The organism is Pseudomonas sp. KBN12P06040 (assembly GCF_037574965.1).
GTDB classification, from domain to species: Bacteria; Pseudomonadota; Gammaproteobacteria; order Pseudomonadales; family Pseudomonadaceae; genus Pseudomonas; species Pseudomonas aeruginosa.
Genome location: NZ_JBBELS010000001.1, coordinates 1,044,239 through 1,057,846, shown reverse-complemented (window position 1 = coordinate 1,057,846; position 13,608 = coordinate 1,044,239). Strand labels below are relative to the sequence as shown.

Here is a 13,608-nt window from a genome sequence, read left to right as displayed (position 1 = left end):
AGGCTTGGTGGCTGCCCAAAGAAAAACGCCGCGTCCCTGTGCAGGGACGCGGCGTCGGAGGCATTGGCGCGGCGTCGATCAGCCGATCTTGTTGCCGTGCGCCTGCTGGTCGGCATGGTAGGACGAACGCACCAGCGGGCCGGACGCGACGTTCTTGAAGCCCATCTTCTCGCCTTCCTCGGCGAACCAGGCGAAGGTGTCCGGATGCACGAAGCGCTGCACCGGCAGGTGGTTGCGCGACGGCTGCAGGTACTGGCCGAGGGTCAGCATGTCGATGTCGTGCTCGCGCATCCGCTGCATGACCTCGATGACCTCATCGTCGGTCTCGCCCAGGCCGAGCATCAGCCCGGACTTGGTCGGTACGTGCGGAACCATCTGCTTGAACTTCTGCAGCAGGTCCAGCGACCACTCGAAGTCCGAGCCCGGCCGCGAGGAGCGGTACAGGCGCGGTACCGTCTCCAGGTTATGGTTGAACACGTCCGGCGGCTCGTTGGCGGTGATCTCCAGGGCGATGTCCATGCGACCGCGATAGTCGGGCACCAGGGTTTCCAGCTGGATCCCCGGCGACAGCTTGCGGATCTCGCGCAGGCAGTCGGCGAAGTGCTGGGCACCGCCGTCGCGCAGGTCGTCGCGGTCCACCGAGGTGATCACCACGTACTTCAGCCGCAGGTCGGCGATGGCGATGGCCAGGTTGGTCGGCTCGTCGACGTCCAGCGGCTTCGGCCGGCCATGGCCGACGTCGCAGAACGGGCAGCGCCGGGTGCAGATGTCACCCATGATCATGAAGGTCGCGGTGCCGCCGGAGAAGCACTCGCCCAGGTTCGGGCAGGACGCCTCTTCGCAGACGCTGTGCAGCTTGTGCTTGCGCAGCAGTTGCTTGATGCGGTCGACCTCGGGGGAAACCGGGATGCGCACGCGGATCCAGTCGGGTTTCTTCGGCAGTTCCTCGGTGGGAATGATCTTCACCGGAATCCGCGCGACCTTTTCCGCGCCGCGCAGCTTCACGCCGACTTCCACCTTGCCCGGCTTGGCTTCTCCGGACTTCTCCACAACAGTGCTCATGTCAGTTCGATCCCGCCCGTAAGGGTCTTCTGTTCAGCGTAGCCAAGGCGTGAGACGAGCTCAGCGCGCAATCGGGTACACACCTCGGCAAAATCCACCGGCCCAACCAGGTCGCGCAGTTGGGTCATGGGCATCCCGGCGTAGCCGCAGGGATTGATTCGTTGGAACGGTCGCAGGTCCATGTCCAGGTTCAGCGCCAGGCCATGGAAGGAACAGCCGTTGCGGATGCGCAGGCCGAGGGAGGCGATCTTCGCCCCGTCGACGTAGACACCCGGCGCGTCCGGCTTGGCCACGGCCTGCACGTCATAGGACGCCAGCAGGCCGATCAGGCTCTGCTCGATCCGGCTGACCAGCTCGCGCACGCCCAGTCCCAGGCGGCGGACATCGAGCAGCAGGTAGGTGACCAACTGGCCGGGGCCGTGGTAGGTCACCTGGCCGCCGCGATCCACCTGGATCACCGGGATGTCGCCGGGGAACAGCACATGCTCCGCCTTGCCGGCCTGCCCCTGGGTGAAGACCGCAGGGTGCTGCAACAGCCAGGCTTCGTCCATTACCGATTTGTCGCGTTCGGCAACGAAGCGCTGCATGGCATGCCAGGTCGGTTCGTAGGGAACCTCGCCGAGCTCACGGAAGCCCAGCTCGAGTCCCATCAGAGCACCATGTGCACGCGTCCGGTCGCGCGCAGGTCGTTATGGATGGCTTGCAGTTGGTCGACATCGGTGGCGGTGATCAGCACCTGCACCGAGAGGAAGCGCCCCTTGCTGCTGTCACGGACCACCAGGGTCTCGACGTCGAGATCCGGCGCGTGGCGCTGGATGATTTCCACGACCAGGTCGGAGAAACCTTCGCCGGCGTCGCCGATCACCTTGATCGGATAGCGCTCGCAGGGGAATTCGATTTTCGGGGGTTGAACGTCAGGGGTATCGGTCATGGCGGCGGCGGACCCGTGGTCCGCGGGGACGGGCGCCCGCTGGCCTCGTGAGCGGGCGGGCGCCGGTCGGTCAGTTGAACAAACCGTAGAAGAACAGGCGGATGCTATCCCACAGGCGGCGGAAGAAACCACCCTCCTCGACGGCGTTGAGGGCGACAAGGTCGGCGCTGCGGATGACCTTGTCGTCCAGCTTCACTTCCACCTTGCCGATCACCTGGCCCTGCTGGATCGGCGCCATCAGCTGCGGCTCCAGGACCATGCTGGCCTGCAGCTTCTGCATCTGGCCGCGCGGCAGGGTCATGGTCAGGTCTTCGGCGAGGCCGGCTTTCACTTCATGCTCGGAACCCTTCCAGACCAGGCCCTTGGTCAGCTCGGTGCCCTTCTTGTAGAAGTTGCGGCTTTCGAAGAAGCGGAAGCCATAGGTCAGCAGCTTCTGGGTCTCGGCGGCGCGGGCCTGCTCGCTGTTGGTGCCGAACACCACGGCGATCATGCGCTGGCCGTCGCGTACCGCGGAAGCCACCAGGCAGTAGCCGGCTTCGTCGGTGTGGCCGGTCTTCAGGCCGTCGACGGTCTTGTCGCGCCACAGCAGCAGGTTGCGGTTCGGCTGCTTGATGTTGTTCCAGAGGAATTCCTTCTGCGCGTAGATCGCGTAGTGGCTCGGCTCGCCGTAGATGATCGCGCGGGCCAGCACCGCCATGTCGCGGGCGGAGGAATAGTGGTCCGGGTTGGGCAGGCCGGTGGCGTCCATGAAGTGGGAGTTGGTCAGGCCCAGCTTCTGCGCGGTGGTGTTCATCATGTCGGCGAAGGCGTCTTCGCTGCCGGCGATATGCTCGGCCAGGGCGACGCTGGCGTCGTTGCCGGACTGGATGATGATGCCATGCAGCAGGTCGCTCACCGATACCTGGCTGCCGACCTTGATGAACATCCGCGAACCGCCGGTGCGCCAGGCATGTTCGCTGACGGTGACCAGGTCGTTCTCGCCGATGCGGCCGGCCTCGATCTCCTTGGTGGCGATGTAGGCGGTCATCAGTTTGGTCAGGCTGGCCGGCGGCAGGCGCTGGTCGCCGTTGTTCTCGACCAGAACCTGGCCGCTCTCGCCGTCCATCAGGACGTACGACTTGGCGGCCAGTTGCGGCGGCGCCGGAACCATGGATTCAGCAGCCCAGCCAGCCGTAGGGGCGATGAACAGGACAAGCAGTGACAAGCGTTTCGCGATAGTGGTGATGTTCATCCGTCTCTCTGGTTCTACCAATGGTCAAACAATCCCTTGCGGGAATTCCCTGCGTGAGTAGGCGCTCAGTCGGGGCGTACCAGCGTCGGCTGGCCAAGGTTGGCCACGCGGATGCTGTCCTGGGTGCGGCTAACCTCGTCCGCCGAACCGATCGGTCCCAGCCGCACCCGGTGCAGAATCTGCTGGTTGCGTACGACCGAGCTGATAAACACCGGCGCAGCCGTCACGCCGCTCAGCTTGGCCTTCAGCAGCTCCGCTGCATCCGGGTTGGCGAAGGCGCCCACCTGGAGATACAGGCCATCGGCTGGTAATGAAGCGTTTTTTTTTGAGTCGATCTGCACCGGCAGCACGGCGGCCGCGTGCTGCGCCGGCGGCGGGGTGTAGGTCTCGATCGGCTGGGTCATCGCCACCGCCTGAGTTTGCGTCGCAGCGGGGGCCTGGGCCACCGCCTGCTTGGGCTGCGCCAGGACCATCGGCGCCGGCCGGCCACGCTGGGCCCACCACTGCACCGGGTCGATGCCTTCGACCTTGACCCGCGCGGTGCCGGTCTCGGCATAGCCGAGCTTCTTCGCCGCGGCGAAGGACAGGTCGATGACCCGGTCGGAATAGAACGGGCCGCGGTCGTTGACGCGGACGATCACGCTCTTGCCGTTGTCCAGGTTGGTCACCCGCACGTAGCTCGGCAACGGCAGGGTCTTGTGCGCGGCGGTCATGCCGTAGAGGTCGTAGGTCTCGCCGTTGGCGGTGGCCTGGCCGTGGAACTTGGTGCCGTACCAGGACGCGGTGCCGACCATCCGGTAGGCCCGCGCATCGTTCATCGGGTAGTAGGTCTTGCCCAGCACGGTGTAGGGGTTGGCCTTCACCGAACCGTTGTGCGGCATCGGCACCGCATCGGGGATCCGCGACACGTCGACGTCCCACCAGGGGGCGCCGTCGCGATGCGGACGGGAATAGTCGCCCGGCCCGGAAATACCCGCCTGCCTGGCCGGCTGCTGGGGCGCCTTGCTGGAGCAACTGCTCAACAGCACGGCCGCCAGCCCGAGGCCGCAGACGGCGGGCAGGATCAGGGAGGAGCGGACACGCTTGCTCAATGGGCACCTCGCGCGCGGGCAATCTCGCCCGCCAGCTGATAAACCGCCATGGCATACATGGCGCTGCGATTATAGCGGGTGATCACGTAGAAGTTCGGCAAACCGACCCAATACTCGATGCCCTTGTCGCCGACGAAACGCATCGCCGTGACCTTCTGGTCGTCGCGCAGCGCATCATGGGTGCGCCAGCCGCGGGCACGCAGCTCGCCCAGGCTCATGGTCGGGTCGACGCCCCTGGTCACCGCGCTCTCGGCGCTCTCGTCGTTGATCTCGGCCACCGAGACCACCGGCTCGCCGGTGACCCAGCCGTGCTGCTTGAAGTAGCTGGCGACGCTACCGATGGCGTCGGTCGGGTCGCTCCAGATATTGATGTGGCCATCGCCGTCGAAGTCCACCGCGTAGGCGCGGAAGCTGCTCGGCATGAATTGCGGCAGGCCCATGGCGCCAGCGTAGGAGCCGGTCAGGCTGAGCGGGTCGACCTGCTGTTCGCGGGCGAGCAGGAGGAACTCGCGCAACTCCTTGCGGAAGAAGTCGGCCCGCGGCGGGTAGTCGAAGCCGAGGGTGGACAGCGCGTCCATCACCCGGTAGCTGCCGGTGTTGCGGCCGAAGAAGGTTTCCACGCCGATGATCGAGACGATGATCTCGGCCGGCACGCCGTATTCCTTCTCTGCCCGCGCCAGGTCTTCGGCATGCTTGTTCCAGAAGTCGACACCACGACTGATGCGCGCGTCGCTGATGAAGATCGGCCGGTATTCCTTCCACTGCTTGACCCGCTCGGCCGGGCGCGAGATCGCATCGAGGATCGACTGCTTGCGGTTCACGTCGCGGAACAGCCCCATCAGCTGCTCTCCGGCGAAGCCGTAGTCGCGGGTCATTTCGCTGACGAACTCGGCCACTTGCGGCGAGCCGTCGTAGTCCCCCGCCTGGGCCGCCCCGGACAGGCCAATGACGCCGGCTACGCCGACCCATTGGACGCCCCTGGCCGCCCATGTACGCAGTACTTGCATTGCGTTCTTCACTCTTGGTCTCAAACCTGGGCGATCCACTTCCGATGGGTATGGATCGACATCAGAACCCCGAACCCTGACAACAGGGTAACCAGCGAAGTTCCGCCATAACTAATGAAAGGCAGCGGTACCCCCACCACCGGCAACAACCCGCTCACCATACCGATATTCACGAAGACATAAACGAAAAACGTCATGGTGATGCCACCGGCCAGCAGTTTGCCGTAGAGCGTCTGCGCCTGGGCGGTGATCACCAGGCCACGACTGATCAGCAGCAGGTAGAGCACCAGCAGCAGGCAGACGCCGACCAGGCCGAACTCCTCGCCGAGGACCGCAATGATAAAGTCGGTGTGGCTTTCCGGCAAAAAATCCAGGTGCGACTGGGTGCCCAGCAGCCAGCCCTTGCCGAATACCCCGCCGGAACCGATGGCCGCCTTAGACTGGATGATGTTCCAGCCGGTGCCCAGCGGATCGCTTTCCGGGTCGAGGAAGGTCAGCACCCGCTGTTTCTGGTAGTCGTGCATGATGAAGAACCACATCGCCACTGCGATCGGCACCGCCGCCGACACCGCGCCGACGATCCAGCGCCAGCGCAGGCCGCCGACGAACAGCACGAAGCCGCCGGAAGCGAGGATCAGCATGGCGGTGCCGAGGTCGGGCTGTTTCAGGATCAGCACGAACGGGGTGATGATGATCGCCAAGCTGATCACCATGTGCTTGAGCCCCGGCGGCAGGTTGCGCTTGGACAGGTACCAGGCCACCGTCATCGGCATCAGCAGCTTCATGAACTCCGAGGGCTGGAAGCGGATCACCCCGGGGATGTTGATCCAGCGCGTCGCCCCCTTGGCGTCGTGGCCGATCACGTCGACCACCACCAGCAGCGCGACCCCCACCAGGTAGCCCAGCGGCACCCAGCGGGCCATGAAGCGCGGCTCGATCTGGGCGATGACCACCATCATGCCCAGTCCCAGGCCGAACGAGGTGGCCTGCTTCATCAGCATGTCCCAGCTCTTGCCGCTCGCCGAATAGAGGACGAACAGGCCGGTGGCGCCGAGGATCAGCAACAGCAGCAGGAGAATCCCGTCGATGTGCAGGCGCTGCAGCAGGCTGGCGCGCCGGCGCATCACGTCTTCGTTGGACAGGGTGCGGTCGAAGTTACTGTTCAAGGGCGGGCGCCTCCGGCTCGGCTGCCGTGGGTTCGGGCTTGGCCACCGCCGCCGCGAGCGGCGCGACGGGTTCCGCGTATTCGGCCTTGAGCTTGCCGTGCTCGTCGAGCAGCCAGGCGTCCATCACCTGCTTGACCACCGGGGCGGCGACGCCGGAGCCGGACTCGCCGTTCTCCACCATCACCGCCACCGCGATCTGCGGGTTGTTGGCCGGCGCGAAGCCGACGAACAGGGCGTGGTCGCGGTGCCGCTCGAGCAGCTTGGAGCGGTCGTAGCGCTCGTTCTGCTTGATCGCCACCACCTGGGCGGTACCGCTCTTGCCGGCGATCAGGTAGGCCGAGGTGGCGCCGACCTTGCGCGCCGTGCCGCGGGCGCCATGCACCACCTGCTGCATGCCGTAGTCGACGCGGTCCCAGTTGGCCGGGTCGCGCAGCACGATGTCGGGCATCGGGTCGGGGTCGACCGGCGGCTGGCCGTCGATGGTCTTGGCCAGGTGCGGGCGGATCCAGTGGCCCTTGTTGGCCAGCAGCGCGGTCATCTGCGCCAACTGGATCGGCGTCGCCTGCATGTAGCCCTGGCCGATGCCGAGGATCAGGGTCTCCCCCGGGTACCAGACCTGGCGGCGGGTCTTGCGCTTCCATTCGCGCGAGGGCATCAGCCCGTCGGCTTCGCCGAACATGTCCAGGGCGACTTTCTGGCCGAAACCGAAGCGACTCATGAAGGCGTGCAGGCGGTCGATCCCCAGCTTGTGCGCGAGGTCGTAGAAATAGGTGTCGTTGGACCGGTAGATCGCCGACTCCAGGCTCACCCAGCCATCGCCGTAGCGGTTCCAGTTACGGTACTTGTGGTCGTAGTTGGGCAACTGGTAGTAGCCGGGGTCGAAGACCCGCGAGGTCGGCGTGACCACCCCGGCGTCGAGGCCGGCCAGTGCCACCGCCGGCTTCACCGTCGAGCCCGGCGGATAGAGCCCGCGCAGGACGCGGTTGTACAGCGGCCGGTCGATGGAGTCGCGCAGCTCGGCATAGGCCTTGAAGCTGATGCCGGTGACGAACAGGTTGGGGTCGTAGCTCGGCTGGCTGACCATCGCCAGCACGTCGCCGGTGGACGGCTGGATCGCCACGATGGCGCCCCGCCGCCCGGCCAGGGCGTTCTCGGCGGCCTCCTGCAGGCGGCTGTCGATGCTCAGGACGATGTCCTTGCCGGGAATCGGGTCGGTGCGCTTGAGCACCCGCAGCACCCGCCCGCGGGCGTTGGTCTCGACTTCCTCGTAGCCAACGGTGCCGTGCAGCTCGCTCTCGTAGAAGCGCTCGATGCCGGTCTTGCCGATATGGTGGGTGCCGCTGTAGTTGATCGGGTCGAGGTTCTTCAGTTCCTGCTCGTTGATCCGCCCGACGTACCCGACCGAATGGGCGAAGTGCTCCTTCAGCGGGTAGTGGCGGACGAACTGGGTCGCCACGTCGACGCCCGGCAGGCGGAACTGGTTCACCGCGATGCGGGCGATCTGTTCCTCGTTGAGTTCGAACATGATGGGAACCGGCTCGAACGGACGCCGCCCCTGCTTCATGCGCTTCTCGAAGATGGCCCGGTCGTCCTCGGTCAGGCCGAGGATCTCCACCAGCGTGTCGAGGGTCTTCTGCAGGTCCTCGGTGCGTTCGCGGGTGATGGTCAGGCTGAAGCTCGGCCGGTTGTCGGCGATGATCACGCCGTTGCGGTCGAAGATGATCCCGCGGGTCGGCGGGATCGGCTGCACATGAACCCGGTTGTTCTCCGACAGCGTCGAATGGTACTCGTACTGGGTCACCTGCAGGTGGTACATGCGCGCCACCAGCACCAGGGTCAGCAAGACCACCGCCACCGCCCCGACGATGACGCGCCGACGCACCAGGCGGGCGTCTTTCTCGTGGTCTTTCAGGTGGATCGGCTGCGGCATCGGGACTGGGGACTATTTGTGGTAGGGGTGCCCGGACAATACGGTCCAGGCCCGGTAGATCTGCTCGCCGACCAGGATCCGCACCAACGGGTGCGGCAGCGTCAACGGCGACAGCGACCAGCGCTGCTCGCTGCGCGCGCAGACCTCCGGCGCCAGCCCTTCCGGGCCGCCGACCATGAGATTCACGGTGCGTGCGTCGAGACGCCAGCGATCCAGTTCGCGAGCCAGTTGCTCGGTGCTCCAGGGCCGACCTTCGACCTCCAGGGTCACCACCCGTTCCCCCGGCTGCACGCGCGCCAGCATGGCCTCGCCTTCCTGACGGATCAGGCGCGCCACGTCGGCGTTCTTGCCGCGGGTGTTGAGCGGGATCTCCACCAGTTCGAGGGACAGCTCGGCCGGCAGGCGCTTGACGTATTCCTGCCAGCCTTCCTCGACCCAGCGAGGCATGCGCGAGCCAACCGCGATCAGGCGCAACCGCATGCCGGCGTCACTCTTCCGGCTGGTGCTGGGCGCGGCTCTGCTCGGCGCCCTGCCACAGGCGCTCCAGGTCGTAGAACTGGCGGGTCGCCGGGAGCATCACGTGGACCACCACGTCGCCCAGGTCGAGCAGCGCCCATTCGCCGGACTCCAGGCCTTCGCTGCCCAGGGGCTTGACGCCGTTTTCCTTGGCCTTGGTCAGGACGTTGTCGGCCAGCGACTTGACCTGGCGGCTGGAACTGCCGCAGGCGATCACCATGTAGTCGGTGACGCTGGTCTTGTCCCGCACATCGAGGGTCACGATGTCCTGGGCCTTGAGATCTTCCAGGGCATCGATGGCCACTTGGACGAGTTGTTCGGTTTGCATTGAGTCGGTCTCTGTTTCTTTATCAGTGTGGCGCACGATACAGGTGGTGCGCCTCGATGTAGTTCAATACTGCGTCCGGCACCAGGAAACGCACGGAGCGCCCGGCACCCAGCAGCGCACGGATCTGGGTGGCGGACACCGCCAGCGGCGTCTGCCAGACGAAGGTGATCTGCCCGCCCGGCCCTTTCAGGGCCTGCGGGTCGGCCACGCTCCGCGCCGCCAGCAGGTCGCGCAGCGACTCCGGCGGCTCGCTGTCGGCATCCGGACGCTGCAACACGACGATGTGGCAGTGATCCAGCAACGCCTCCCAGCGGTGCCACGTCGGCAAGCCGCAGAAGGCATCCCAGCCGATCAGCATGAACAACTGGTCGTCAGCCGCCAGTTCCGCCCGCACCGACTCCAGGGTGTCGATGGTGTAGGACGGCTTGTCGCGCTTCAGTTCGCGGGGATCGACCGTCAATCGCTCGACTCCCGCCACCGCCCGCTCGACCATCGCCAACCGCTGCGCGGCCGACACCTGCGGGGTTTCCCGGTGCGGCGGCCGCGCATTGGGCAGCAGGCGCAGTTCGTCGAGGGCGAACTGCTCGGCCATTTCCACGGCGCTGCGCATATGTCCGATATGCACGGGGTCGAAAGTGCCGCCGAACAGGCCGATACGTTTGCCCATCAGGTGCGCACGTGACCGTCGCCGAAGACGACGTACTTCTCGCTGGTCAGGCCTTCCAGGCCGACCGGACCGCGGGCGTGCAGCTTATCGGTGGAAATCCCGATCTCGGCGCCGAGGCCGTACTCGAAGCCGTCGGCGAAGCGGGTCGAGGCGTTGACCATCACCGAAGCGGAATCCACTTCGGCGAGGAAACGCCGCGCATCGCTGAAGTTCTCGGTAATGATCGCGTCGGTGTGCTGCGAGCCGTAGGTGTTGATGTGCTCGATCGCCGCGTCCAGCCCGTCGACGATGCGGATCGACAGGATCGGCGCGTTGTACTCGGTACGCCAGTCCTCCTCGGTAGCCTCCAGCACGTCTGCGCCGAGCAGCGCACGGGTCGCGGCGTCGCCGCGCAGTTCCACGCCCTTCTCGCGGTAGATCGTGGCCAGCGGCGGCAGCACCCGCTCGGCGATACCGGCATGCACCAGCAGCGTCTCCATGGTGTTGCACGGCGCGTAGCGCTGGGTCTTGGCGTTGTCGGCGACGCGAATCGCCTTGTCCAGGTCGGCGGCGACATCGATGTAGACGTGGCAGATGCCGTCCAGGTGCTTGATCACCGGCACCTTGGCCTCGCGGCTGATGCGCTCGATCAGGCCCTTGCCGCCGCGCGGGACGATCACGTCGACGTATTCGGGCATGCTGATCAGCGCGCCGACCGCGGCGCGGTCGGTGGTTTCCACCACCTGCACGGCGGCGGCCGGCAGGCCGGCCTCGGCCAGGCCCTGCTGGATGCAGCGGGCGATCGCCTGGTTGGAGTGGATCGCCTCGGAGCCGCCGCGCAGGATGGTCGCGTTGCCGGACTTCAGGCACAGGCTGGCGGCGTCGATGGTCACGTTCGGCCGCGACTCGTAGATGATCCCGACCACGCCCAGCGGCACGCGCATCTTGCCGATCTGGATGCCCGAGGGCACATAGCGCATGTCGCGGATCTCGCCGATCGGGTCGGGCAGCGTGGCGACCTGGCGCAGGCCCTCGATCATGTCGTCGATGCGCGCCGGGGTCAGCGCCAGGCGGTCCAGCATCGCCGGCTCCAGGCCATTGGCGCGGCCGGCGGCGAGGTCCTGCTCGTTGGCGTGGGACAACTCCGCGCGGGCGGCGTCCAGCGCATCGGCCGCGGCCAGCAGGGCGCGGTTCTTCTGCGCGGTGGCGGCGCGCGCGAGCAACCGCGAGGCGGCGCGGGCATCGCGGCCCAGGCGGCTCATATAGTCGAGGACGGACTCGGTCATGGTCTCGGCATCTGGCGTCAGGGAAATGCGCGATTATAGCGAGCCAGCCCCGGCGCGCCCAGCCGCAACAGCCGGTCGGTAGACAGTGCGTTCCGCGGCCCCCGGCGGTAACGCGGCGGCCCCGCTGCGCCTGGGCCTGTGCGCGAGACGGTGACACCCGGGCGCAGGCGCCGGCCGAAGGATAGGTAAACAAAATTGCTACCTCTGTTTACCTTCGAAGCGAGCCTGGCCGCTGCCACCCACCGGCACCCGCTCGGCAGAACAACAATAACGACGCACACACTGCGGGGCCTCACCATGCGCTACCGTACCGACTACAGCGCGCAGTCGCTGAGCAGCGAACCGGATATCCTCCTCCTCGACGGCTGGCAACTGCGCTACCAGGCCTTCGCCGCCCGTGCCGACGACCCGTGCCCGCCGGTGCTCCTGCTGGGCGGCGCCTTCCAGAGCTTCCGCTCGTTCGCCGGCGAGGTCAGCGAACTGCTCGCCGAGCACCCGGTGATCCTGCTCGACCTGCCGAGCCAGGGCGGCAACCTGCAACTGGCGGCGGAACTGAGCCTGGAAGACCTCGCCGACCTGATCGCGGCCTTCGCCGAACGGCTCGGCCTGCCGCCGTTGATGCCCATCGGCCTGTCCTACGGCTCGGCCCTGGCCGCGCTGTTCGCCGCCCGCCATCCGCGCCGCTGCGCGCGCCTGCTACTGGCCGGCATCACCGCATTCGGCCGCCCCGGTGCGCGGCTGCTGCTGGAAGAAGCCCTGGCCCGGCTCGACGAGGGCGACCAGAGCGCCTTCGCCCACGGCGTACTGACCGGCCTGATCAACCCGCTACAGCTGGAACGTACCGGCGTCTCCCCGGTATTTCGCAAGGCCATGCTGCGCCAGTTGCAACGCCTGACCGCGGCGGAGATCGAACGCTACCGGCAGAATAGCCGGCGCCTGCTGGCCTTCGGCGGCTTCGAGCGGCACCCGACCTGCCCGACCCTGGTGCTCGCCGGCGAGTACGACCATTTCACCCAGCCCTGGGAACATGCGGTGTTCGCCCATGCCTGCGGGAACGCCGAGTTCGCCCTGATCCACGACGCCGACCATCTTGCCCAGTTCGAACGACGCGAGGCCTGCGCCCGGCTCTACGGCCCGTTCCTGCGCGGCGAGGCGCTGCCGGAGCGCGCCGAGGGCAGCACGCGGATCCCGCGCACGCGCCTGCTCGGCCTGGAGCGACGCTTCGAGGTCCGCCATCGGCCAGCCCAGGCGCACGCTCGGCTGGAACATCCGCAGCTCGGCGTCTATGCGGCGGAACTGGTGGAACTCGGCTATTTCGGCGGGCGGCTGCACGCCGAGCTACCCGAATCCCGCCCGCAACGCGGCTGGCGGTTGTGCTACGACGGCCTGGCGGACTTGGACATCCTGCCCCTGCGCTCGACCGCCGGCGGCTTCGCCTTCATCTTCCCGCACTCCGATCCGGCGGCCAGCGCCGGACTGGCCGACCTCCTCGCCGCCTGGCAGCGAGCGGAGGTCGCCTGAAAGGCGGCTATGCCGTGCGGCTTTCGATCACCCGCACCAGGCTCGGCAGGCGTCCCTGCGGCAAGCCCAGGGCGGCGCCTTCGCGCTGCGGGTCGAGCACCAGGGTGGAGGCAAAGCCGCAGCGGGCGAAGGCCGCCTCGATTTCCGCGGCATTGCGGTAGTGCAACGGATAGCTTCCCCGCGTCAGCCGCCCGATGATCCCCACTCCCCAGCGGATCTGCCGGTAGCGCGGGTGCTCGCGGAGATCGGGATAGAGGTCGGTCAGGTAGGTGCCCTGGGGGAAGCGTTTAAGTTCGGTCGCCAGGCGACTCCAGAAGGCCTCGATCACCGGACGCTGGAAATAGTTCACCAGCCCCTCGGTGATCACCACCAGCGGGCGCTCGCGGTCGAGCCCGGCGAACAGCGCGGCGAGGCTGCGCTCGCCGTCCTCGGCGAGGATATCCACAGCCGCCACCGCGTGCTCCGGGCCCAGCCAACCCTGCTCGCGGAGCAGCGCCGCCTTGCGCGCGGCCATCGGCGGCAGGTCGGCCTCCAGGTAGCGCAACTGTGGATAGCGTTGCCGGAAGCGTCGCCCGCGCGGCGAGAGCCCGCAGGCCATTTCCACCACCTGGACCACTCCCTCGCGTTCGACGGCCTGGGTCAGGCGCGCGTCGATCATGAGGTGTCTTTGTAACAGGAAATCCTCGATGTTCAGCCCGAAACCGAGCTGCGCGCCCCAGTTGATCGGCGCGACGAAGCCGTGTACCCAGCGGCCGAAGACGGTGGCGAAGGCCGGTTCGGCGAGTCGATGGCGGAACCAGACGTAGCCAGTGTAATGGGCGCTGGGCGTGATGTGGGCACTGTCGACACGCTCTCGTTCAACCATGATTCAGGCTCTTGTTGTTATCATTCGC

The 13,608-nt window shown here is 66.9% G+C and carries 14 protein-coding genes; 1 reads left to right on the top strand and 13 read right to left on the bottom strand.

The features are described from left to right. Window positions 1–78 precede the first annotated feature (78 nt). The 12 genes from lipA to VQ067_RS04905 form a co-directional block, all read right to left on the bottom strand. Window positions 79–1,062: a lipoyl synthase gene (lipA, locus tag VQ067_RS04960; protein ID WP_003119196.1), complete on the bottom strand. Its 984-nt coding sequence runs from the start codon at window positions 1,060–1,062 to the stop codon at window positions 79–81. Then, window positions 1,059–1,712 carry a lipoyl(octanoyl) transferase LipB gene (gene lipB, locus VQ067_RS04955; protein ID WP_003093177.1) on the bottom strand — a complete coding sequence of 218 codons (654 nt, stop codon included), beginning with the start codon at window positions 1,710–1,712 and terminating at the stop codon, window positions 1,059–1,061. The genes lipA and lipB overlap by 4 nt, the downstream gene beginning before the upstream one ends. After that, window positions 1,712–1,993, bottom strand: coding sequence for a DUF493 domain-containing protein (locus tag VQ067_RS04950; protein WP_003100311.1), 282 nt, complete (start codon window positions 1,991–1,993; stop codon window positions 1,712–1,714). Before VQ067_RS04950 ends, lipB begins: the two co-directional genes overlap by 1 nt. Window positions 1,994–2,063: 70 nt before the next feature. Next, window positions 2,064–3,224 (bottom strand): D-alanyl-D-alanine carboxypeptidase family protein, encoded by a 1,161-nt coding sequence (locus VQ067_RS04945; protein ID WP_003093182.1) that lies wholly within the window; start codon window positions 3,222–3,224, stop codon window positions 2,064–2,066. A gap of 65 nt (window positions 3,225–3,289) precedes the next feature. Then, window positions 3,290–4,315 carry a septal ring lytic transglycosylase RlpA gene (gene rlpA / locus VQ067_RS04940; RefSeq protein WP_021265263.1) on the bottom strand — a complete coding sequence of 342 codons (1,026 nt, stop codon included), beginning with the start codon at window positions 4,313–4,315 and terminating at the stop codon, window positions 3,290–3,292. Further along, window positions 4,312–5,334, bottom strand: coding sequence for a lytic murein transglycosylase B (gene mltB, locus VQ067_RS04935; protein WP_003132500.1), 1,023 nt, complete (start codon window positions 5,332–5,334; stop codon window positions 4,312–4,314). The genes rlpA and mltB overlap by 4 nt, the downstream gene beginning before the upstream one ends. Before the next feature lie 8 nt (window positions 5,335–5,342). After that, a complete protein-coding gene (gene rodA, locus VQ067_RS04930) occupies window positions 5,343–6,446 on the bottom strand; it encodes a rod shape-determining protein RodA (protein WP_003114090.1) in 1,104 nt (367 codons plus the stop codon). A 31-nt stretch (window positions 6,447–6,477) separates the two neighbouring features. Next, the gene (gene mrdA, locus VQ067_RS04925) at window positions 6,478–8,418 is read right to left on the bottom strand and encodes a penicillin-binding protein 2 (protein WP_003093191.1); all 1,941 of its coding nucleotides are present in this window, start codon (window positions 8,416–8,418) and stop codon (window positions 6,478–6,480) included. Window positions 8,419–8,430: 12 nt separating this feature from the next. Next, window positions 8,431–8,898: a 23S rRNA (pseudouridine(1915)-N(3))-methyltransferase RlmH gene (gene rlmH, locus VQ067_RS04920; RefSeq protein WP_003093193.1), complete on the bottom strand. Its 468-nt coding sequence runs from the start codon at window positions 8,896–8,898 to the stop codon at window positions 8,431–8,433. A 7-nt stretch (window positions 8,899–8,905) separates the two neighbouring features. Next, window positions 8,906–9,262 carry a ribosome silencing factor gene (gene rsfS / locus VQ067_RS04915; protein WP_003100305.1) on the bottom strand — a complete coding sequence of 119 codons (357 nt, stop codon included), beginning with the start codon at window positions 9,260–9,262 and terminating at the stop codon, window positions 8,906–8,908. Window positions 9,263–9,284: 22 nt separating this feature from the next. Continuing rightward, window positions 9,285–9,929, bottom strand: a complete 645-nt coding sequence (gene nadD / locus VQ067_RS04910; protein ID WP_003110376.1) for a nicotinate-nucleotide adenylyltransferase — start codon at window positions 9,927–9,929, stop codon at window positions 9,285–9,287. After that, a complete protein-coding gene (locus VQ067_RS04905) occupies window positions 9,929–11,194 on the bottom strand; it encodes a glutamate-5-semialdehyde dehydrogenase (RefSeq protein WP_003114089.1) in 1,266 nt (421 codons plus the stop codon). Before VQ067_RS04905 ends, nadD begins: the two co-directional genes overlap by 1 nt. A 297-nt stretch (window positions 11,195–11,491) precedes the next feature. Here VQ067_RS04905 and VQ067_RS04900 point away from each other — a divergent pair, with 297 nt between their 5' ends. After that, entirely contained in the window at window positions 11,492–12,715 is a 1,224-nt protein-coding gene (locus VQ067_RS04900) for an alpha/beta fold hydrolase (RefSeq protein ID WP_031685380.1), read from the top strand. 7 nt (window positions 12,716–12,722) lie between these two features. Here the strand turns inward: VQ067_RS04900 and VQ067_RS04895 are convergent, their stop codons facing one another. Continuing rightward, window positions 12,723–13,580, bottom strand: coding sequence for a class I SAM-dependent methyltransferase (locus VQ067_RS04895; protein WP_003093206.1), 858 nt, complete (start codon window positions 13,578–13,580; stop codon window positions 12,723–12,725). Window positions 13,581–13,608: the final 28 nt, after the last annotated feature.

What these genes read in the sequence shown, in the direction of transcription:
- lipA (WP_003119196.1), bottom strand. Translation starts at nt 1,062, where the DNA reads ATGAGCACTGTTGTGGAGAAGTCCGGAGAAGCCAAGCCGGGCAAGGTG.
- lipB (WP_003093177.1), bottom strand. Translation starts at nt 1,712, where the DNA reads ATGGGACTCGAGCTGGGCTTCCGTGAGCTCGGCGAGGTTCCCTACGAA.
- VQ067_RS04950 (WP_003100311.1), bottom strand. Translation starts at nt 1,993, where the DNA reads ATGACCGATACCCCTGACGTTCAACCCCCGAAAATCGAATTCCCCTGC.
- VQ067_RS04945 (WP_003093182.1), bottom strand. Translation starts at nt 3,224, where the DNA reads ATGAACATCACCACTATCGCGAAACGCTTGTCACTGCTTGTCCTGTTC.
- rodA (WP_003114090.1), bottom strand. Translation starts at nt 6,446, where the DNA reads ATGCGCCGGCGCGCCAGCCTGCTGCAGCGCCTGCACATCGACGGGATT.
- mrdA (WP_003093191.1), bottom strand. Translation starts at nt 8,418, where the DNA reads ATGCCGCAGCCGATCCACCTGAAAGACCACGAGAAAGACGCCCGCCTG.
- rlmH (WP_003093193.1), bottom strand. Translation starts at nt 8,898, where the DNA reads ATGCGGTTGCGCCTGATCGCGGTTGGCTCGCGCATGCCTCGCTGGGTC.
- rsfS (WP_003100305.1), bottom strand. Translation starts at nt 9,262, where the DNA reads ATGCAAACCGAACAACTCGTCCAAGTGGCCATCGATGCCCTGGAAGAT.
- nadD (WP_003110376.1), bottom strand. Translation starts at nt 9,929, where the DNA reads ATGGGCAAACGTATCGGCCTGTTCGGCGGCACTTTCGACCCCGTGCAT.
- VQ067_RS04905 (WP_003114089.1), bottom strand. Translation starts at nt 11,194, where the DNA reads ATGACCGAGTCCGTCCTCGACTATATGAGCCGCCTGGGCCGCGATGCC.
- VQ067_RS04900 (WP_031685380.1), top strand. Translation starts at nt 11,492, where the DNA reads ATGCGCTACCGTACCGACTACAGCGCGCAGTCGCTGAGCAGCGAACCG.
- VQ067_RS04895 (WP_003093206.1), bottom strand. Translation starts at nt 13,580, where the DNA reads ATGGTTGAACGAGAGCGTGTCGACAGTGCCCACATCACGCCCAGCGCC.